This window comes from Microcoleus sp. w2-18bC1, from assembly GCF_036700365.1.
Taxonomy (GTDB): Bacteria; Cyanobacteriota; Cyanobacteriia; order Cyanobacteriales; family Microcoleaceae; genus Microcoleus.
On sequence record NZ_JAUBOS010000044.1, the window covers coordinates 1 to 18,825 of the forward strand.

The 18,825-nt window shown below is 45.6% G+C and carries 20 protein-coding genes; 15 read left to right on the forward strand and 5 right to left on the reverse strand.

The features are described from left to right. Positions 1–649 precede the first annotated feature (649 nt). Genes QT979_RS20020 through QT979_RS20035 form a run of 4 tightly spaced genes read left to right on the forward strand, consistent with a single transcriptional unit; the run spans position 650 to position 2,236 of the window. Positions 650–919 carry a hypothetical protein gene (locus QT979_RS20020; RefSeq protein WP_190663726.1) on the forward strand — a complete coding sequence of 90 codons (270 nt, stop codon included), beginning with the start codon at positions 650–652 and terminating at the stop codon, positions 917–919. Positions 920–942: 23 nt separating this feature from the next. Continuing rightward, the gene (locus tag QT979_RS20025) at positions 943–1,614 is read left to right on the forward strand and encodes an ABC transporter ATP-binding protein (RefSeq protein ID WP_333171476.1); all 672 of its coding nucleotides are present in this window, start codon (positions 943–945) and stop codon (positions 1,612–1,614) included. Positions 1,615–1,673: 59 nt separating this feature from the next. Next, positions 1,674–1,928, forward strand: coding sequence for a hypothetical protein (locus QT979_RS20030; protein ID WP_333125018.1), 255 nt, complete (start codon positions 1,674–1,676; stop codon positions 1,926–1,928). Then, positions 1,925–2,236, forward strand: a complete 312-nt coding sequence (locus QT979_RS20035; protein WP_333311490.1) for a type II toxin-antitoxin system RelE/ParE family toxin — start codon at positions 1,925–1,927, stop codon at positions 2,234–2,236. Before QT979_RS20030 ends, QT979_RS20035 begins: the two co-directional genes overlap by 4 nt. Positions 2,237–2,316: 80 nt before the next feature. Here QT979_RS20035 and QT979_RS20040 read toward each other — a convergent pair whose 3' ends face one another. Further along, positions 2,317–3,105: a DUF4058 family protein gene (locus tag QT979_RS20040; protein ID WP_333311504.1), complete on the reverse strand. Its 789-nt coding sequence runs from the start codon at positions 3,103–3,105 to the stop codon at positions 2,317–2,319. Positions 3,106–3,262: 157 nt separating this feature from the next. After that, entirely contained in the window at positions 3,263–3,505 is a 243-nt protein-coding gene (locus QT979_RS20045) for a hypothetical protein (RefSeq protein ID WP_333213321.1), read from the reverse strand. 133 nt (positions 3,506–3,638) lie between these two features. Here QT979_RS20045 and QT979_RS20050 point away from each other — a divergent pair, with 133 nt between their 5' ends. Genes QT979_RS20050 through QT979_RS20060 form a run of 3 tightly spaced genes read left to right on the forward strand, consistent with a single transcriptional unit; the run spans position 3,639 to position 4,317 of the window. Further along, positions 3,639–3,851: a helix-turn-helix transcriptional regulator gene (locus QT979_RS20050; RefSeq protein WP_333174585.1), complete on the forward strand. Its 213-nt coding sequence runs from the start codon at positions 3,639–3,641 to the stop codon at positions 3,849–3,851. Positions 3,852–3,871: 20 nt separating this feature from the next. Continuing rightward, positions 3,872–4,084, forward strand: a complete 213-nt coding sequence (locus tag QT979_RS20055) for a helix-turn-helix transcriptional regulator (protein ID WP_333213320.1) — start codon at positions 3,872–3,874, stop codon at positions 4,082–4,084. A 20-nt stretch (positions 4,085–4,104) separates the two neighbouring features. Then, on the forward strand, positions 4,105–4,317 hold the full coding sequence (locus QT979_RS20060) for a helix-turn-helix transcriptional regulator (protein ID WP_333213319.1): 213 nt from the start codon (positions 4,105–4,107) through the stop codon (positions 4,315–4,317). Positions 4,318–4,501: 184 nt separating this feature from the next. Here QT979_RS20060 and QT979_RS20065 read toward each other — a convergent pair whose 3' ends face one another. Further along, on the reverse strand, positions 4,502–6,010 hold the full coding sequence (locus QT979_RS20065; RefSeq protein WP_333213318.1) for a UbiD family decarboxylase: 1,509 nt from the start codon (positions 6,008–6,010) through the stop codon (positions 4,502–4,504). Between the two features lie 334 nt (positions 6,011–6,344). On the opposite strand from QT979_RS20065, the gene pstS reads away from it, so the two are divergent. The 8 genes from pstS to hppD all read left to right on the forward strand — a co-directional run bounded on the left by pstS (position 6,345) and on the right by hppD (position 15,803). Continuing rightward, positions 6,345–7,373 (forward strand): phosphate ABC transporter substrate-binding protein PstS, encoded by a 1,029-nt coding sequence (gene pstS, locus QT979_RS20070; RefSeq protein ID WP_333213317.1) that lies wholly within the window; start codon positions 6,345–6,347, stop codon positions 7,371–7,373. 202 nt (positions 7,374–7,575) lie between these two features. Beyond that, complete coding sequence (gene pstC / locus QT979_RS20075; protein WP_333311491.1) at positions 7,576–8,577, forward strand: phosphate ABC transporter permease subunit PstC; 1,002 nt, start codon at positions 7,576–7,578, stop codon at positions 8,575–8,577. A gap of 82 nt (positions 8,578–8,659) precedes the next feature. Continuing rightward, a complete protein-coding gene (pstA, locus tag QT979_RS20080; protein ID WP_333311492.1) occupies positions 8,660–9,640 on the forward strand; it encodes a phosphate ABC transporter permease PstA in 981 nt (326 codons plus the stop codon). A 56-nt stretch (positions 9,641–9,696) separates the two neighbouring features. Continuing rightward, a complete protein-coding gene (pstB, locus tag QT979_RS20085) occupies positions 9,697–10,548 on the forward strand; it encodes a phosphate ABC transporter ATP-binding protein PstB (protein WP_333213314.1) in 852 nt (283 codons plus the stop codon). A 170-nt stretch (positions 10,549–10,718) separates the two neighbouring features. Then, a complete protein-coding gene (locus tag QT979_RS20090; protein WP_333311493.1) occupies positions 10,719–11,990 on the forward strand; it encodes an APC family permease in 1,272 nt (423 codons plus the stop codon). 42 nt (positions 11,991–12,032) lie between these two features. Continuing rightward, complete coding sequence (locus QT979_RS20095; protein ID WP_333213312.1) at positions 12,033–13,442, forward strand: NYN domain-containing protein; 1,410 nt, start codon at positions 12,033–12,035, stop codon at positions 13,440–13,442. A 184-nt stretch (positions 13,443–13,626) separates the two neighbouring features. Next, positions 13,627–14,334 (forward strand): SDR family oxidoreductase, encoded by a 708-nt coding sequence (locus QT979_RS20100; protein WP_333213311.1) that lies wholly within the window; start codon positions 13,627–13,629, stop codon positions 14,332–14,334. A gap of 407 nt (positions 14,335–14,741) precedes the next feature. After that, positions 14,742–15,803 (forward strand): 4-hydroxyphenylpyruvate dioxygenase, encoded by a 1,062-nt coding sequence (gene hppD, locus QT979_RS20105; RefSeq protein WP_333311494.1) that lies wholly within the window; start codon positions 14,742–14,744, stop codon positions 15,801–15,803. A 21-nt stretch (positions 15,804–15,824) separates the two neighbouring features. Here hppD and QT979_RS20110 read toward each other — a convergent pair whose 3' ends face one another. After that, positions 15,825–16,358, reverse strand: coding sequence for a GNAT family N-acetyltransferase (locus QT979_RS20110; RefSeq protein ID WP_333213309.1), 534 nt, complete (start codon positions 16,356–16,358; stop codon positions 15,825–15,827). Continuing rightward, positions 16,339–18,486: a diguanylate cyclase domain-containing protein gene (locus QT979_RS20115; RefSeq protein ID WP_333311495.1), complete on the reverse strand. Its 2,148-nt coding sequence runs from the start codon at positions 18,484–18,486 to the stop codon at positions 16,339–16,341. The genes QT979_RS20110 and QT979_RS20115 overlap by 20 nt, the downstream gene beginning before the upstream one ends. Positions 18,487–18,825: the final 339 nt, after the last annotated feature.

Consider the following 18,825-nt stretch of genomic DNA (forward strand, 5'->3'; position numbering starts at 1 on the left):
GATCGCGTTTGAGCCAGTCGTCGAGGACATCAAATATGCCTCTTTCGGTCTGGGCGCGTCCGACTGCGATTGTCATTTACGCAAATCTCCAAATGGATATAATTACAACGGATCTGTCTCTAGTCATGAGTCTTCCACCGTTGCCTCTGCTTAGCAGAAAACAAGTTGGATTATGAACAGACTTTACTTTTCTTTACCGTATTGACGATTATAGAGGTAATTCTTTACAAGAGCAAGTTTTTCTTAAAAAACTTTTGGGTCTTGACTTGTGACCGAAAGCATCCAGGATACAAGCCCCCGGATTCATTCCGAAAGCAGACTCAGGACCCAGAAAGAAAAAACCTGTATCGGATAAAGGAGCCCCCGAATTTATCCGTGGGGTCAATGGTTCAAATCTAAAATCTAAAATCTAAAATCTAAAATCGATTGACTTGTGCGAAGTCCCCGAATCCCTCGAAGTCTCCAAAGTCTTTGCCCTGCATTTGGGAAATTCTACTATATAGGAGCCTCTGCGCTTTGCGTCAGAAGCCCGGTGGCTTGGTAGATGTATCGCCCTCAACCTCTGATTTTTCTAAGAAACTGGGTTTCCGTGGGTAAGTCCTATATATATACTGAGGATAGAGCTCCAAACTTAGGTTTTTAAGACTATATGTTCAGCATTGACATCATTGTGAAAAATACGCCCGTCTCGCTGTCGGTGCAGCGGAAGTTGGAGGAAGACGCTGAGACTGTTTACCAGCAGGTACTGGCGGCGATTCGCAACTCCCAACCGCAAATTTTGGAACTCACCTGCGAGAAAAACCCTGAGAAAAAGGTGGCTGTACTCAGCAGCGAGATTTCTGGGGTGGTGGTTTCTCAGAAATCGGGGGCGTCATCTACAGGCAGATCCCCTGGCTTTGTCTCGATGACAGCAGAATGAGGGCTGGGGGTGTTGGTGCCGATATGAGCCAATCAGCCGTTGCTGTGCGGGATTTGGGTTTTTGCTGGCCGTCGGGCGATCGAGTGTTGCAAGGTTGCTCTCTGGATGTACCCAAGGGCGAGTTTTGGATGCTTTTGGGCACTAACGGCAGCGGCAAGTCTACGCTGTTGAGGCTGATGGCTGGGCTGCTGCACCCCCAGTCGGGGGAAATTGACCTGAGTGGGCGGGTGGGGTTTGTGTTCCAAAACCCCGATCACCAATTGGTTATGCCGACGGTGGGTGCGGATGTGGCTTTTGGTTTGGTGGAGGAAAAGCTTTCTAACGTTCAGGTGCGGGAGAGGGTGGCGGAGGCTTTGGAGGCTGTGAATTTGCTGGATTTGCAGCGGCGGCCGATTTATGCTTTGAGTGGGGGCCAGAAGCAGCGAATTGCTCTTGCTGGGGCGATCGCCCGTCACTGCGAAATTCTGCTGTTGGATGAACCGACGGCTTTGTTAGATCCGGATTCTCAGTTGGATTTGGTGGCGGCGGTGCAGCGGTTGGTGAAAAATCGCGGGATTACGGCTTTGTGGGTGACTCACCGTTTGGATGAGTTGAATTATTGTGATGGGGCTTTTTTGTTGGAAAAGGGCCAAGTTGTCGATCGGGGAGATCCGGCACGTTTGAAGCAGCGGTTGATGCAAAGCCAAGATGTTTAGCTGTTAAGTGGCGGACGTAAAATAGCTGTAGAAGTCAAAGAGTCGCTAGGAGCAAAAAAATGACCGTTGAAGAAGCCATCATCGATAAGGTGCGGGTGCTGCCACCTGAAAAGCAACAAGAGGTATTAGCGTTCATCGAGTTTTTGGATTCGGATGAGTGGGAGCATATCTATAAAGGGCGGTTTAAGGAACTCCAGCAAGAAGTTCAGATCGGAATTGATGCGGCGGATCGAGGAGATGTCATTGATGCTGACGTGATGTTTCAAAGGTTGCGGGACAAACTACGGCAGCAGCAAGCTCAGGTAGGTCAATGAGCCATGTTTGCAGGTTTACAGTTCCCGCCAGTCGAGATATCGAAGCGATCATTGACTATGTGGCTGATAACAGCAGCTTTGATGCTGCGGAACGGTTGCTCAATAGAATTAACGATCGGTGCAAGAGGTTGGCAAGCTTTCCCAGTATGGGACGGAAGCGGGATGAGCTGGCTCCCAAGGTGCGAAGTTTCCCGATCGATGATTACCTAATTTTCTATCGTGCTATTGAGGAAGGTATTGAAGTTTTGCGAGTCGTCAGCGGTTATCGGGATTTACGGGTTTTATTCTCACAATCTGATGAGGATTGACCGTGTAAGTGAGTAGCCATGAAGCATTGGAAGGTGAAGAGCTTCAAGATCAGGTAGCAGCGTGCCAGCTTGATACCAAATTAATCTCGCAATCCTCGATCGCGCAACCAAGCATCTGCCCAAAGTGTATCGGCTTCTGACAGCGGTGGTATGACTTCCCAGTTGCGATAATCTATCTTCAGGTCGTAACTTGCTATGTCGTAAATTTGAGTGAATAATTCCTGCAAATTGATGACAGGTTCAGTATCACCCGATCGCAGCGGCAGAGGAAAGGCAGGCAGCGGGTTCTGCACGTTAAAAGCGTACAAATCTGCTCTGGGACGGCGATTTCCCCGACACACGAGAACGCTATAGTGGCTTTCAATGTCATTGCCAATAACTGGCATTTTTTGACCGCGCCGCAATAAATCTATTTCAATTAAATGAGTGCGACTGGATAAAATTTCTTCTCGCTTTTCTTCGTACATTTGTCGTCCTTTTCCTGGGCGCTTATTGCTAGGCGAGAGGATTTCAATCAGGGTGATTAATTCTTGGTTTCCTCTTTCTCTAATTTCTAAATAGCCTTCCCGAACCTGGTAGGGCATGGGAATATTTACTGTCAAGGGTTGTGTGGGTGGCGCTGCAACGGCTACGTTTGATGTGATTAATTCGGTTGTAGTTCTGGGCTGAATTACGTTTACATCAGGAATGCCAATTGATAAATTGTCGTCAGCGGTTTCATAGATTCTCACTTCCAACGAGACTAAATACTTAGGACGCAGTTGGGGAGACAAAAATCTAAAAATTTCACTAATTAACAAGTGATGTAGGGCAGGCCAGAGTTCAGGATGCTCTAAATACGGGTCCATACCGGGAAAGGGAGATGGCATTGATGTGACTCCTTGACTCAAATCTATTTCTAGTTTAGTTGAATATTTGTGGAACAGGCATCTTGCCTGTTTCTTGGGCGGGCAATATGCCCACCCCACAACATATTTTAATGTTTGTGGAACCGGCATCTTATCTGTTGTTCGCACTGTTCAACGCTTAAACTTCGATCGACAATTGCATCGGAATTGACACGCTGTTTTCATCCAACACAGACACCGCATTTACGAACACAATTGTATGCGGGACTGCGGGCATTAAGTGGCGCAGTGCATTTAGGTAAGATTCGGCATCGGGGCGGCGGGCGAAACGGGCGACTGTTAACCGCTGACAGTTGGGGAGGTGGCGAATTAGATGCCAAGGTTGAAGTCGATCGCGATAAGTCGATTGTTTTGGTATCATAGGAAAATCCTTCCCACTTTTGTGGGTGGTTGAAGAAAGGCGATCGCTCTAGATTTCTCAGGTCACGGGGCGATCGCTGTTAACTGTATAAATAATCATTGAATTACGAGTAGTCGTAATTGTCAAGGGCGGAATGGGACGAATTAGACTGCGAGTTCGAGAACTCGCTCAAGAGAAGGGTTGGACTCTCAGGGAAGTCTCCAACAGAACGGGTATTCCATACACTACGATCGCCACCTATGCCAGTTCTCCAGGTATGGCAACTGTTGACTACACGGCTTTGGACAAGATGGCTCGTGCTTTTGAGATTGCGATCGAGGATTTAGTGGAAATTCTGGAACAGTAAACTGATTTATCAGCGGCAAGATGGGGCTAATTCGTTTGCGGGTTCGAGAACTAGCTGAGGAGAAGGGTTGGACGCTGAAAGAAGTCTCTGACAGAACGGGAATTCCCTACAGCACGGTTAAAAAATACGCCCAAGCTCCCAAAATGGCAACGGTAGACTATACGGCTTTGCAAAAACTTGCTGCTGTCTTCGATTTGATGATCGAAGATTTGGTTGAGGTTTTGGAACGGTAAACTGATTTGTCAGCGGGAAGATGGGTCTAATTCGATTGCGGGTTCGAGAACTAGCCGAAGAGAAGGGTTGGACATTAAAAGAAGTTTCTGAGCGATCGGGCATTCCTGACAGTACGGTTAGAAGCTATGCCCATTCTCCCAAGCTGGCAACTGTAGATTATACGGATTTGAACAAAATGGCTCGCGTGTTTGATATTGTGATCGAAGATTTAGTTGAGATTTTGGAACAGTAAAGAAAAAATAATGCTCGTGAAGACTCAAAGAGAGTTGATGGTCTAAGGACATAATAATGTTGTGTTTCTAGTATTTTACTCAAAAAAACCAGGACACAACATTGTTGTGTCCCTACTGTATTGTCAGCAATTGAGAAATTGTATTTTACTCAAAAAAGCCAGGAGACAACATTGTTTCGCTTCCCTACCTCATCTCATATCCAAACAAATTCGGATCGACTTCTCCCAAATTCAAATCTGCCAAACCATACTCAGCCCAACGCCTTTCGACCATCGCCGCCACATCCGGATCGGACTCCAAAACTTCCCCCCATTCGTGATCGGTTTCCGGCGGCATCTTCGTAGTAGCATCAATCCCCATTCTGCCTCCCAAACCAATCTTTTCACTGGCAAAATCTAACGTATCAAAGGGCGTATTCGGCAGAATAAATACATCCCGAACCGGATCGACTTTAGAACTAATTGCCCAAACTACTTGACGCGGGTCGCGAATGTTGATACTTTTATCGACAACAATCACAAACTTAGTGTAAGTAAACTGCGGTAATGCACTCCAAAATGCTAAAGCAGCCCTGCGCGCTTGACCGGGATATGCTTTATCAATCGAGATAATTGCGGCTTTATAACTCAGCGCTTCCATCGGTAAGAAGAAATCGACAATTTCCGATACTTGCTGCCGCAAAATAGGGGTATAAATACGGTTAAGCGCGATCGCCATCATTGCTTCTTCTTTCGGTGGCCGCCCGCTAAATGTCGTCAGATAAATCGGGTCTTTGCGGTGCGTCATGCAGTGGAACCGCACCAACGGCGAATCTTCCACACCGCCGTAATAACCCATGTGATCCCCGAAGGGCCCGTCGGGCAGAACTTCCCCCGGCGTAATCGTTCCTTCTAACACGATTTCCGAGTCCGCCGGTACTTCCAAATCTACGGTTTTGCACTTCGCCAATTGCACGCCGGAACCGCCGTAAAGTCCGGCAAATAACCATTCCGATAAATCTACAGGAATTGGCGTTGCTGCAGCGAGAATAATCAGGGGATCGACTCCAAGGGCGATCGCAACTTCCAACTTTTTACCAGCCTGCGCCGCTTTCCGCAAGTGTCGCGCCCCGCCCCGCACCGATAACCAGTGTACAGTCATCGTGTTTTTTGACTGCAACTGCAACCGATAAACCCCCACATTCGGCGTACCCGTTTCGCAATCTTTGGTAATTACCAAACCCAGGGTGATAATTTTGCCCGCATCTCCGGGATAAGGGCGAATCATCGGGATTTTGTTCAAATCCAGCCCTTCTCCCTCAAATACCACTTGCTGACAAGCTGGGAAAAAGTCGCGGCCGGGTTTGGCTTTCACTACGTCGAACAGGACTTTGCCGAATTCTATCGCTTGGGAAATCTTTTTCGGCGGTTTTGGCTGTTGCAGCATTCCCAGTTTTTTGCCGAGCTCTTCTAGTTCGATCGGCTTTTCCATGTTCATCGCCCAGCAAACGCGCTCTTCCGTGCCCAACAGGTTAATGGCGACGGGGAATTCGGCCCCTTTGACGTTTTCAAACAGCAATCCAGGGCCGCCTTTTTGCAGCATTTGGTTGGAAATTTCGGCAATTTCGAGGTCGGAATCGACTAAGGCGCTAATCCGGCGCAGTTGTCCCCGTTCTTCGAGTAGTTTTAGGAATCCCCGCAAGTCTCTAGCCATTGTTGTTAAAGAAATATTAAGTGCCCCTACTATTATGCGGCTATCGGGGGATGGAGTGCGGGGTGGGGGCGATCGGGCGATCGCTCAATAAATTTCTATTGTTATCGTTACTGTATGACTTGGTATTTCTCTGATTCATCAAAAATTGACTTTAGCTAATTTTTCTTTGCAATACTCTTAACCATAATTTAAACAAAGCTTATTCTATTGTTAGTTAATCTACTATTAACCAAAATTTAAAACAAGCTTATTCTATTAAAGCTCTTTCCTTGGGGGTTTCAGTCTATCCTATGGAGGAGATTTGCAAAGTCGGCTATTAAGGGAGAGGAGGAATATGAATTTTTTCACAGGACGTTGGCGACGTAGTTTTATAGTGACACTAGCAGCAGCAGCATTTTCGCTAAGTTTGATTAGTTCCGCTGTAGCTGCTGTTACCCTAAACGGTTCGGGAGCAACTTTCCCCAAACCTCTTTACGATCGCTACTTCTCTCAGATGAGAAGTGCAAATCAAATTACTGTAAACTACGAAGGAACTGGCAGCGGTGCTGGTATCAAAGCATTAATTGCAGGCACTGTTGATTTCGCAGGCAGTGATGCGCTGATGACTGCTGCACAAATCGCTGAGGTAAAGCGGGGTGTAATAGCTGTTCCCACGGCTGGCGGCGCTGTTGCAGTTGTTTACAACTTGCCCGGAGTGACGAATCTGAGGCTAAGTAATGATGCCATGAAAGGCATATTTGAAGGGAAGATTACTCGCTGGAATGATCCTAAAATAGCCGGAATTTCTGGACAAGCTAAAGGCTTGCCAAATACTGCGATTCGAGTAGCTGTACGGGCAGATAGCAGCGGTACTAGCTTTATTTTTGCTAATCACTTGCAGGCAACTGGTAGCACCATCAAAGCTGCCGCGCAACCGAAGTGGCCAGAAAACGCTGTCAGGGGTCAAGGGAACCCCGGCGTAGCTGCTTTGGTGAAAAATACAGCGGGTGCGATCGGCTACGTTCAAGATACTTTTGCTCGGCAAAACAATCTCCAAACAGCATTTATTCAAAATAAAGCTGGTCGGTTTGTAGATCCTAGCTTGGCCGAAGCAGAGAAAGCTTTCGCAGGGGAAACATTCCCCGCAGACTTCCGCTTAGTAGAAGGCAATCCTAACGACGGTTATCCCATTGTTGGTTTGACTTGGCTGTTAATCTACAAACAGTATCCTGCTGCGAAAGCAGAGGCTATTAAAAAGATGGTTAATTGGGTGATGACTACAGGTCAAGGTATCAACAAACAGCTAGAGTTTACTACAATTCCTTCAGCTACAGCTCAAAAGGTGGTTCAAGCAGTTAATCAGACTGTGATTGCCAGAGGTTAATTCCGGCGATCGCACGGGGTTATGAGTTGACGAGTTAAATGTATGACTCAAAATTCATAAATTATCAGGTTAATGTGCGCTAAATTTACTGTGTAAGGTACGCCCTGCGTACCTTACAAACCAGGTTCGCAGGGCGCACCCAGCCCATTATAATTCTTCGTCCTTTAAACAAATATTTCACTGTGTACGCACTAATTTCGGTATGACAAATATTTCAAAAAAACGGAATAAGTTGACTCGCAAACCGACAGTAATAAACACAGAAGTAGATTTGACAGATACTGCTGGTGAAGGTCTATGGATGGAGTCAGTATTTACACTATTTGTATGGGTTTTTGCCCTAGCGACAGCCGGCACGTTATTTTGGATGAGTGCGGTAATTTTTAAAGATGCTTTGCCTGCTATTAGCGAATTTGGACTCTCATTCTTGTGGAATCCCAAGTGGGATATCGGCGAGTTGCAGTTTGGGGCTTTGCCGTTTATTTACGGTACTGTAATTAGTTCTGCGATCGGCATAATCATCGCACTTCCTTTAGGGCTGTCAGTAGCTATAGTTACTAGCGAGAACTTCTTACCCGTTTGGGTGCGATCGCCCTTGGGATTCATGGTTGAATTAATCGCGGCTATTCCCAGCGTGATAGTTGGCCTGTGGGGAATCTTTGTTTTGATTCCCTTTTTGTTGCCATTGCAGCAGTCATTGTTCGATAATTTCAGTTGGTTTCCCCTGTTCAGCAGCGAACCTTTAGGCCCCGGAATGCTCCCGGCGGGAATACTGTTATCAATTATGATTTTGCCCACAGTAGCCGCCATCAGCCGCGATGTCTTGCTGTCGGTTCCAGTAGATTTGCGAAGTGCTTCCATGTCCCTCGGTGCCACCCGCTGGGAAACGATATTCAAGCTGTTATTACCAGCAGCTAGTTCGGGGATTATCGGCGCCACCATATTAGCCTTGGGACGCGCTTTAGGCGAAACAATGGCAGTCACAATGGTAATTGGCAACTCGATTCAAATTAACCCATCCCTGCTCGCTCCCAGCTACTCGATTCCTGCTGTTTTGGCAAGTCAATTTCGGGAAGCTGTCGAACCGCTGCACAGCGGCGCTTTGATGTATTTAGCCTTAATTTTATTTGTCATCACTCTGTTGGTAAATGCGATCGCAGTATTGTTGGTTCAGCTAATCGGCGCCAAAAAAGCTAAAACTTAACATCATCGAAAGCAATTTGATCGCAACCCGCGCCGCCAGATTGCCCCGCTGGTTCAATCTAAAATCTCAAATCTCAAATCGCATGACTAAAGCACAAAATTCCAACAGTATTCTGGATGCAGAAATCAACAACCCCCTGTCGCTAAGTCGAACTTTTTTCAGTTGGGGAATGACAGTTATCGCTTTCGCTCTGACAGCTCTCGCCCTGCTCCCATTGTTTGCTATTTTATACAAAATATTGGGGGAAGGACTGACACATTTGAGCTGGGAAGTGCTAGTGTCTCTACCAGCACCCGTCGGAGTTGAAGACCAGCCCAACGGCTTTGCAAATGCGATTCTCGGCACTGCTTTAATGGTAGGAATTGCGACATTGATCAGCGTAGCCATAGGCGTAATGACGGGAATATTTTTGTCGGAGTTTGGTATAGAAAACAAAGCGATAGCCAATAGTATTCGGTTTATCACCGTCATTCTCAGCAGCGTTCCCTCGATCGTAGTTGGCGTCTTTTCCTACGCCCTAATTGTCGTTACCACCAAAGCATTTTCATCCTTAGCAGGCGGTTTTGCCCTCGGCATCATCATGCTTCCAGTTGTTGCCCTGACAACAGAACAAGCATTAAAATTAGTGCCTACTTCTTACCGCCTCGCTTCTGCTGGTTTGGGAGGCGGACGCTTTCAAACTATGTTTCGCATTATCATACCCTCAGCACTTCCAACTATTACCACAGGTATTTTACTCGCTGCTTCCCGGGCCGCCGGCGAAACCGCACCGTTGATTGTAACGGCGTTGTCGAGTCAATTTTGGCCTCCTTTAGTTGATAAATTGGGCGAGATAATGCAGTCTCCCATAGGTGCAGAAACTATCTCAAAACTCAAAGAAATTCCCGAAACACTCCTGACTCCGACTCCTTCTATGTCAGTATTAATATATAGCTACGCCAGCTCTCCCTACAAAGAGCAGAACGAATTGGCGTGGACTGCTGCCTCTGTGCTTTTGGGCATGGTTTTGATTGCTAGCGTCGCATCCCGTACAGTAACTCGGAAACGCTTGCAAAACCGATAATTAAATAACTCAAGTGCATCTTTAAGTCCAATATTAACAATATAACGAGGCAAATAATGAAACCTAAAGCTAACTTGAAATCCGAAGACTATACACATCACTTCTTAGACGAGGCTACGCCGGAAATAGATCCCAATGCAATGCCAGCCCTGCGGGTTCAGGACTTAAGTTTTTATTACGGAACTCACAAAGTCTTAGAAAATTTATCGATGAATATCCCTCATCCGCAAATTACGGCTATTATTGGACCTTCAGGTTGCGGCAAATCTACCTTTCTCAAAGCTCTCAACCGGATTGGTGAATTGGAGGGAAAGGTTAAAATTAAAGGAAGAGTAGAGTTTTTTGGACAGGATATTTACAGCCCCAAAGTAAATATTAATAGTTTGCGACGCCAAATTGGGATGGTGTTTCAAAGACCGAATCCTTTTCCGCTGAGCATCTACGATAATATTGCTTACGGTGTGAGGATTTTTGGTCGCAAAAGCAAAGCAGAATTAGATGAAATTGTGGAATCTGCACTCAAAAGTGCGGCGCTTTGGAATGAAGTCAAAGACGATTTGAAGAAATGTGCTCAAGGGATTTCGGGGGGACAGCAGCAGCGACTTTGTATTGCTCGCGCTTTGGCTGTGAAGCCGAAAATTTTGCTGATGGATGAACCTTGTTCTGCTCTAGATCCGATTTCAACGATGAAGATTGAGGAGTTATTTCAGACTCTGCGGCAGCAGTTAACTGTTGTGATTGTGACGCACAATATGCAGCAGGCTGCTCGTGTTTCTGATTACACGGCATTTTTTAATACTGATGAAAGTCGCATCGGCCGCATGGTTGAATTTGGGCCGACAAGTAAGATTTTTACTTCTGCGGGCAATTCGAGTACGAGAGATTACATTCAAGGCCGTTTCGGTTAATACTTACATCTTGAACCTCTTTCAGAACAGGCAAGATGCCTGTTCCACAACAGACAAATATTTTTGTGGAGCAGGCATCTTGCCTGCTATAGTTATATCTTCAGAACAGGCAAGATGCCTGTTCCACAACAAACAAATATTTTTGTGCAGGCATCTTGCCTGCTATATTTATGTCTTCACCACTTCTGAAGCGAGAGTTGGGTATTTTCGGCGCAACTCTCATGGGCCTGGGATCAATCCTCGGTACCGGAGTATTTGTGAGTATCGGCATGGCTGCGGAAGTTGCTGGGCCAGGAGTGATTTTGGCTGTAGGTATTGCAGCTTTTGTTGCTGTTTGCAATGGCCTTAACAGCGCTCAATTAGCGGCAAATCATCCTGTTAGCGGCGGTACTTATGAATATGGCTACAAATATCTCAATCCTTGGCTGGGTTTCACTGCCGGCTGGATGTTTCTGGTGGCGAAAACGGCTTCTGCGGCTACTGCTGCTTTAGGTTTTGCGGGGTATTTTTTAAATGCAGTTGGTGTAGCCGATCGCACTTACCTGATCCTAACAGCTTTAGTCGCCCTCGCCGCCATCACTTTAATTGTATTGACAGGAATTAGGCGATCGAATATTGCAAATACTGCCATAGTCTCAGTTACACTCCTATCCTTAGCGGTGTTTGTTGCTGTCGGTTTGCCAGAGGTAAGGTGGGAAATGGCCACCGTACAGAATGATAGCTCGATCGGCTCCATCTTCCAGGCTACCGCCCTGATGTTTGTCGCTTATAGCGGTTACGCCCGCATCACCACAATGAGCGAGGAAGTGCGGGAACCGAGAGTAACTATTCCCAAAGCCATAATTTTTACTTTGGTGCTGACAATGCTGCTTTACGTGGGAGTAGCAGTAGTTGTCGCGGGCGCGGGGGGAGCCGATAAATTGTCTTTACAACCAGGGGGCACGACTGCACCCTTGGAAGTCATCGCCCGCAGTTTCCGAATGCCGGGAGTTTCTCAACTGCTAGCCGTCGGCGCAATTACCGCTATGTTGGGAGTTTTGCTGAACTTAATTTTAGGGCTGTCGCGCATCTGGCTGGCGATGGGGCGGCGCTTGGATATGCCGAGAGTCTTGGCGCGGCTGAATCCTTCGGGGACAACTCCCTACGTGGCTGTGGTGGTTGTCGAAGTTACGATCGCACTTTTAATCCTCGTCGGCGATGTCAAAACCACTTGGTCATTTAGCGCTTTTAGTGTTTTGATATACTACGCTATCACCAACCTCGCCGCGCTGCAACTTTCCCCCGCCGAAAGGCTTTATCCGCAGTGGTTGGCTTGGGTGGGTTTGGGGAATTGTCTGTTTCTGGCTTTCTGGGTGGAGAGGGAAATTTGGCTGACAGGATTGGCACTGATTGCCGTCGGTTTAATTTGGCGGGCGATCGTCCGACTCCCGGCGAGAAACTAGAAGTGTGATAAATTGAAACAGCATCCCGCATTGTAGAGGGCCATGCCCGATCGAACTTCCGAGCTTGCGACTCAAGAATCTCCCGCATTCAGCGTCATCAGTCGCTATATAGCTCAAACCCTAATTACCATTCAGGAACAGCATCCCGAATGGATAACTGAAAAATACAGGAAAACCCCCTGGGCCAAACCTGATTTTCAGTCAGTTTTGATTGGAAAATTGGCAAAAAGTTTCAGCGTAGCCAGCGATACTGATTCCCTGCTGCTGACTGCAAAAAAATACCTACAAATTCTGCTGATTCCAGAATTCGTTAATTCACCTCAATTCAGCAAATTATGTGCCAAAATTCAGCAGCTAGCCCAATCTCAAACAGCACCACCTAAATCACAAAACTCGGTTTCGTCAAAGCCTCCCACTCCCACCACAAATCAAACAAATTCGCTTCCTATCGGCATTGCTATCTTGCTTCTAGATGTCGAAAACTTGCAACTCACCATCGAAACCGAAAAATTCCTAGAGGGAATTTGCCACTATCCCATCCAAATCAAAGTTGCCTTTGCCAACTGGCGCAGCATGGGCAAAAAAGATGCCGAATTTCACCAGCGCGGCTATCAACTAATTCACGTTCCCCCCGGCAAAGACAGCGCCGACTTAAAAATGGCTACAGTCGGCGCATCGATTTTCGTACATTATCCCACAGCCAAAGAGATTTTTGTCTGTTCGTCCGATCGCGCCCTCACTCACCTCAGCAATACACTGCAAGCCCACGGACTAACCGTATTTCAAGTCCGCAAACAAATAGATAAAATCATAGTTTTAAACAGCAAAACCGGACAAGTTGAAACTCATTCCCTTGTAACCATACCGGAAATTACACCTCTCGAAGAATTAGTTATTCAGCTCAAAGAATTAATCAAAAAAGAGCAGAAACGCACCTCAACTCAGTGGATAAAACTTTCCACTGTTTCAGCTTTATTTAGAGAAAATTACGGCTTAGTCCTCAATCAAGTTGTTGCCCATCATTTGCTCGGTACTAAGACCAGGGATATCTTTCTGAAATATCCCACCGATTTTGTCCTCCACAAACCCTCAGAAGCTTCTCAAACTTATGTCACTCTTTTTGAAGTGAGATTATCGCCCCCACCGCCAATACTTAACCAAGAAAATCTGAATAACCACCAGCCAGCACCTGCGACTTTGACCGATATTAATTCTCTGGAAGACTTGGAAAGAGCTCTGGTCAAAATAGTTGGCGACTTAACCGACAACTCTCCTGAAAATTCTGTATTTCTCTCCAATGTAGGCAGCGAATTTCACCGACAATACGGCAAACAAATTACCCAAATAATTAAAGATTTTAATCTGGGTAGGAAATTTACTAAATTTTTGCAATCCTGCGCTTCTCTCCAGCTAAAAAAAGCCGAAAAAGGCTGGCAAGTTTCCCTCAATTAATTAAAAATTAAAATATATAGCCATCCTAAATAATTTGTGAATTTCTTACTCCCTCCCCTTGATAAGAGGAGGGTTGGGGTGGGATCAAAAATTTACGACTCCTGCAAGGATTGCTATATCAACATCCCCATTACTAGCAACTTGAGTTATCATACAATCTGGACGTAAAGAAATGTAAAGGGATATGCACGACAAAGTTGTGGTTGTGGTGGGTGCGACTGGCGGCATCGGTTCAGCAGTGGCCCGGAAACTTGCTGATGCGGGTGCGCGGCTAGTGCTCGCCGCCAGAGACAGCAGTAAATTAGACGCTTTAGCTAGCGAAATTTCGGCAACAGAGGTACTGTGCGTGCCCACAGATATCACCGATTTGCCACAAGTCGAGACTTTGATGCAGACAACTCTGGAACATTTCGGACAAATTGATGCCCTCATAAACGCCGCTGGTGCCGGAATTCTCAAGCAGTGGAACAAGTTAGAACCCGCTGATTTAGATGCAATGCTTGACTTAAACTTAAAAGGCAGTTTTTACACGTCTCAAGCAGCGGCGAATTTGATGAAAGAGCGCAAATCCGGCCACATTTGCAATGTCATCGGAATTTTGGGCAAGCATTCGATGGCGATGGGAACGGCTTACTGCGCTTCAAAGTTTGGGGTAGTTGGTTTCAGCAAGTGCATGGCAGATGAGCTGCGACGCTACGGCATTAAGTTTACGCTATTCTATTTTGGCGGGGTGGATTCTCCGTTTTGGGATAATGTGAGTTTGAAGGTAGACAGGTCAAAAATGCTGAGTACCGAAACTGCTGCCAATGCGATTATGTTTGCTCTTTCGGCTGACCCGCAAGCTGTGCCTATGGAGATTAATATTCAGCCGGAAAGTCATTTGTTCTTTTAGCTATTGAGGAATGATTTGAAGGCAGAACGCAGCGGAAGCTGAAGGCAAGAAAAATTATGATATTTTTAGGTTTGAGAACTTGTACAGCACTTAATTATGTAGGTGCACGGGCTGGCGCACCTTACCCCTATAATTCGCGCGTCAAACTATTTGTTTTTTGCGTAAGTCCTTTTGGCGAAGGCGTCGTGGCAAACCCAAGTTATCCCAGACACCGGGTGTCTTTTCTTTTAAGTGCTGACTTATTTCTGCCTTCAGAGGGAGCTAAGATATTCACTCTTTAGGTTATTATTAAGTGGGCGCTCAATAAAAAGTATGAAAAATATCCATTACTCAGTCTCTACCTTGCAATTTTGCCTTGAAAATCAGCAGATTTTCCATTTTTCAGTTTCCATTTTCAATTATTGATTATGGAGTTTGATCGCATTCAATTTTACGTTGAAAACGCTAAAGTATCCCGCGACTGGTTTGTCGGCAAGTTAGGCTTTCAATCAATAGCAGGTTATGTTAACAGCCACACTCACACTGAAGCTGTCAGCAGTGACAATGTATGTTTTGTTTTATCTTCGCCTCTGACACCCGCTAGTCCCGCTGCTAGTTGGTTGAAGTTTCATCCTCCAGGGATTGCCGATGTAGGTTTTCGGGTAAAAAATATTGAATTAGCGGTAGCTAGAGCGGCTGCTGAAGGCGCTAAAATCCTGGAACCGATTCAAGAAGACCTAAACGCAGGAGGCTATTTTAAGCGGGCAAAAATCGCAGGCTGGGGCGATTTAAGTCATACGCTCGTGGAGCGAATTGGCAGCCATTCACTGCTATCGGCTGCGGATAAGCTGCCGTTGTTTACCCGGATTGACCACGTAGTGTTAAATGTTGAATCTGGGGATTTGTCAAGTGCTGTTAGTTGGTATCAAAAAATATTAGGTTTTCAACCGCAGCAAAATTTTGATATTCAGACTGAGAAATCGGCTTTGCGGAGCCAAGTTATGGTGCACGCTGAAGGTGGGGTGCAATTCCCGATTAATGAACCGGCATCAGCTAATTCTCAAATTCAAGAGTTTTTGAGCGCAAATCGAGGGCCGGGAATTCAGCACATGGCTTTGCAAACTAATAATATTGTGGGTGTTGTTGCCGATTTGCGATCGTGCGGTTTGCCTTTTCTGCCAGTTCCTCCAACATACTACTCCGAATTACAGCAGCGGCAAGACTATTTGCCCGCAGATTGGCAAGCAATTGCAGCTTGTCAAGTTTTGGCAGATTGGCAAGATGATACTCCAGCAGCAATGCTGCTGCAAATATTTACCCAGCCAATTTTTGCAGAGCCGACTTTCTTTTTCGAGATTATTGAGCGCCGAGTTAGTTTAGTTAACGGCAAACAGGTGCAAGCTGGAGGTTTTGGTGCGGGGAATTTTAGAGCTTTATTTGAGGCAATTGAACGCGAACAAATGAAGAGGGGAAGTTTAATAGATGATTGACAAAAGCTTCCACTTTTTAGGTCATAAAGGCGTGTTAATCAGCACTGCGATATCTTTCCAACCATAGGCAATTTCTTTGAGTGCAACTCCTGCTCTAGTTGTTTCCTGTTCGTCTACTTTTTCACCTCCTAATAATTCATAAAACCTATAGGCTGAATTGTCTCCTAGTACCCAAACTAGCATGGAGTTCAAACTTAATTCTGCCAATTTTGTGGCAACTGTTCTCACGAGTTGCCGTCCAATTCCTTGACGCTGATATTCCTCCAAAATATAGATGGCAAATAATTCTCCTTTATATACATATTTGCCGGTGCGCTCGCAACCACCCGCAGCAAAACCCACAATTTCTCCTGATTCATTCTCAGCAACGCAGACAAAAACCCCAGTATTTTTGACGTTTGTCAGGGTTTCTTGCCAACGGCTTTCTGCTTTTTCATAGGACAGTTGCGCGAGGTAATCTGCTGGTACAATTTTTCGGTAAGCTGTTCGCCAAGTATCTAGATTCACCCGTGCGATTGCAGGTGCGTCAGCGATTTTAGCTTTTCTTACAATCATCAGAACATACTCCTTTCTGGCCCTGAAATTCTATTTTCAAGTCTAGGGCAACTATACGATCGCGTCCTTCTAGTTTAGCTCGATACAGCGCTCGATCGGCCTGTCCAATTAACTCCTCCACCGATAGACCAGCAGCAGGTACAGTAGTAGCGATCCCCATACTGAGAGTTATAAACTTACTTATCTTGGAAGCAGCATGAAAAATTTCCGCTGCTTTCAAATCGCTGCGAATTGCTTCAGCTACCCGCTTTGCTCCTTGCACATCAGTTCGCGACAAAATTACCGCAAATTCTTCGCCGCCGTAGCGGGCGGCTAAATCTCCTGCCCGCTGAGCGTTGCTAGCTAAAATCTCGGCTACTTGTTTTAAACATTCGTCGCCTCCTTGATGCCCGTAACGATCGTTGTAAAGTTTGAAAAAATCGATATCGCACAAAATTAAAGACAGCGACTCTTTTTCTCGCTCCATCAACTGCCATTCTAACTCCAATTTTTTGTCAAAACAGCGGCGGTTGGGAATTTGAGTCAATCCATCCACCGCAGCGAGGCGCTGCAATTCCATGTTAGCTGCTTGTAATTCTAATTTGGCTTGTTCTAAAGCTAAATTTTGTCGAGCTAATTCTTCACTTTGGCGTTTTTCTTGTTCGTACAAAAATCGGATTGAAGCTTCAGCTTCTTGCAATTCTTGCTCTGCATATTTGCGCTTGACAAATTCTCCTAATTGAGAACTTACCACAGCTATGATCTGAAGTAAATCTTGATCCGGTGGCAGTTCTTCCCGGCAAAAAAAAGTCATTACTCCTACAACTTGGCTCCTAGCGTGAATGGGGAAACCGAATCCCGATCGCAGTCCCGCTTCCTCTGCCAAGCGCGATCGCACGAAACTGGGATCGCCCACAAGATCAGTAATCCACTGCGTAGAACCGCTTCTGGAAACCGCTCCCGGCAAACCCTCACCCGCAGCCAAAGTAATCTGCTGATCATTTTCGGCAAACTCCCTAACTTCCTCCGCAGCCTGCCAAACTGCCACCCGCTGCCAACAAGGAGTTTCCTCGATCGGACAACAAAGTGGCAGGCACCAAAGCGGATCTGTTTCAGATTTTATTTCCTCACCCAATCTAGTTTCTTTCTCCGCCTCTGCCGGCATCCAAAGTTCGCCAAAATCCCACCCAAAACTTTGGCAAATAGCTTGCAAAATTTTCGGACTTGCGCTATCTAGAGAAGTTGATTCTGACAGGATATGAGTAACAGCATACTGTGCTTCTTGACACTTTTTTATGCGTTGTTGTTTGGTAATGTCTTTGCCGATATAAACAAAATCTTGTATAACCTCGCTATCTCCATCCTTGCTTCCTGTGCTTGTCTCAAAATTAGAGCATGAAAACGCAACAATCAGCTTTAAACCTATTTTCGTTTGGCAAGCTACTTTTACTTGAGGCCAATATTGGCTTTTAAGTGCAGGAGGTAGCTGGCTGACTTTGCGTAACAATTCCTCCTCTGCTGTAATCAGGGATATGGATTGGCCGATTAATTCCGATTCGGTATACCCAAATAATTGCTGTGCAGCTTGATTCACTTTTTTGATTTGGCCCGATGTTCCTGTTACGAACAAAACATCCCCTAGGGAATTAATAATTTTGTCAATATAATCGCCAGCCGCAGCTAACTTATCGCCTTTAATACTTGTTTTATTGGCAGCCTGAAAGATAGTTGGCTGACCTCCAAGGCTATCTGTCACATCTTCACATAAAATAATCAATCTGTCAGCATTGGCTTGTCCCTTATAACCAAAAATGTACAAATCTAGATACAAATAAGATCCGTCTTTGAGAACTCGGCTAATTGATTTTAACTGACAATCTTGCTGTCGTTCTTCAATAATATCTTCAAGGATTCCTTCAATGCCGATTAGTTCAGGAAAACTATCGCGCACGTCTTTTCCTTCGCCTACTTCCTCATGAATGTAGGCAAAATCTTGCACTTTCAAAGATATTTCTTTAATCTTAAGTTCCCGATCGACTGTGAGGTACTCAATCCTGCGTAAGGATAACAGCTTATAAAGAAGAATATTAATACTTCTGGGGCTGCTCTCTACAGTTAATGTGGGAAGCATCTCGTTATTGTAGAGCATGTCTCTCAAAGGTTAGCCGGTAAAGTTAGTTGTTGTTTGGCTGCGATTTCTCATAGGAATTTTTATCCTGGCAAATGTCATCACCTGTTACCGCTGGCTAATTTATGCAAACAGTACACTTTGGATTCTCCAAGCAGTTTTTTGCTTATTTTAAAAATGGGGCCAAATATTAATTGAACCAATTTTTTTTGAGAAAACGAAGTCAAAATCAGCCTCGATTGAGGTTGAGATTTATGAACAATATGTAGCGGTTTACACTATTTGTGCGGCACATTTTAATTTTAAATTCCCCGATATGGCTGACAACCGCTCAAGTTGAGGAACAGCACAGTTTAATTC

Excerpts from the sequence above, each read along its gene's own strand:
- QT979_RS20095 (WP_333213312.1), top strand. The coding sequence starts at position 12,033 with ATGCCCGATCGAACTTCCGAGCTTGCGACTCAAGAATCTCCCGCATTC.
- QT979_RS20020 (WP_190663726.1), top strand. The coding sequence starts at position 650 with ATGTTCAGCATTGACATCATTGTGAAAAATACGCCCGTCTCGCTGTCG.
- pstS (WP_333213317.1), top strand. The coding sequence starts at position 6,345 with ATGAATTTTTTCACAGGACGTTGGCGACGTAGTTTTATAGTGACACTA.
- QT979_RS20115 (WP_333311495.1), bottom strand. The coding sequence starts at position 18,486 with ATGCTCTACAATAACGAGATGCTTCCCACATTAACTGTAGAGAGCAGC.
- QT979_RS20040 (WP_333311504.1), bottom strand. The coding sequence starts at position 3,105 with ATGCCATCTCCCTTTCCCGGTATGGACCCGTATTTAGAGCATCCTGAA.
- QT979_RS20055 (WP_333213320.1), top strand. The coding sequence starts at position 3,872 with ATGGGGCTAATTCGTTTGCGGGTTCGAGAACTAGCTGAGGAGAAGGGT.
- hppD (WP_333311494.1), top strand. The coding sequence starts at position 14,742 with ATGGAGTTTGATCGCATTCAATTTTACGTTGAAAACGCTAAAGTATCC.
- QT979_RS20035 (WP_333311490.1), top strand. The coding sequence starts at position 1,925 with ATGAGCCATGTTTGCAGGTTTACAGTTCCCGCCAGTCGAGATATCGAA.
- QT979_RS20050 (WP_333174585.1), top strand. The coding sequence starts at position 3,639 with ATGGGACGAATTAGACTGCGAGTTCGAGAACTCGCTCAAGAGAAGGGT.
- pstC (WP_333311491.1), top strand. The coding sequence starts at position 7,576 with ATGACAAATATTTCAAAAAAACGGAATAAGTTGACTCGCAAACCGACA.
- pstA (WP_333311492.1), top strand. The coding sequence starts at position 8,660 with ATGACTAAAGCACAAAATTCCAACAGTATTCTGGATGCAGAAATCAAC.
- QT979_RS20090 (WP_333311493.1), top strand. The coding sequence starts at position 10,719 with ATGTCTTCACCACTTCTGAAGCGAGAGTTGGGTATTTTCGGCGCAACT.
- pstB (WP_333213314.1), top strand. The coding sequence starts at position 9,697 with ATGAAACCTAAAGCTAACTTGAAATCCGAAGACTATACACATCACTTC.
- QT979_RS20045 (WP_333213321.1), bottom strand. The coding sequence starts at position 3,505 with ATGATACCAAAACAATCGACTTATCGCGATCGACTTCAACCTTGGCAT.
- QT979_RS20065 (WP_333213318.1), bottom strand. The coding sequence starts at position 6,010 with ATGGCTAGAGACTTGCGGGGATTCCTAAAACTACTCGAAGAACGGGGA.
- QT979_RS20110 (WP_333213309.1), bottom strand. The coding sequence starts at position 16,358 with ATGATTGTAAGAAAAGCTAAAATCGCTGACGCACCTGCAATCGCACGG.
- QT979_RS20100 (WP_333213311.1), top strand. The coding sequence starts at position 13,627 with ATGCACGACAAAGTTGTGGTTGTGGTGGGTGCGACTGGCGGCATCGGT.
- QT979_RS20030 (WP_333125018.1), top strand. The coding sequence starts at position 1,674 with ATGACCGTTGAAGAAGCCATCATCGATAAGGTGCGGGTGCTGCCACCT.
- QT979_RS20025 (WP_333171476.1), top strand. The coding sequence starts at position 943 with ATGAGCCAATCAGCCGTTGCTGTGCGGGATTTGGGTTTTTGCTGGCCG.
- QT979_RS20060 (WP_333213319.1), top strand. The coding sequence starts at position 4,105 with ATGGGTCTAATTCGATTGCGGGTTCGAGAACTAGCCGAAGAGAAGGGT.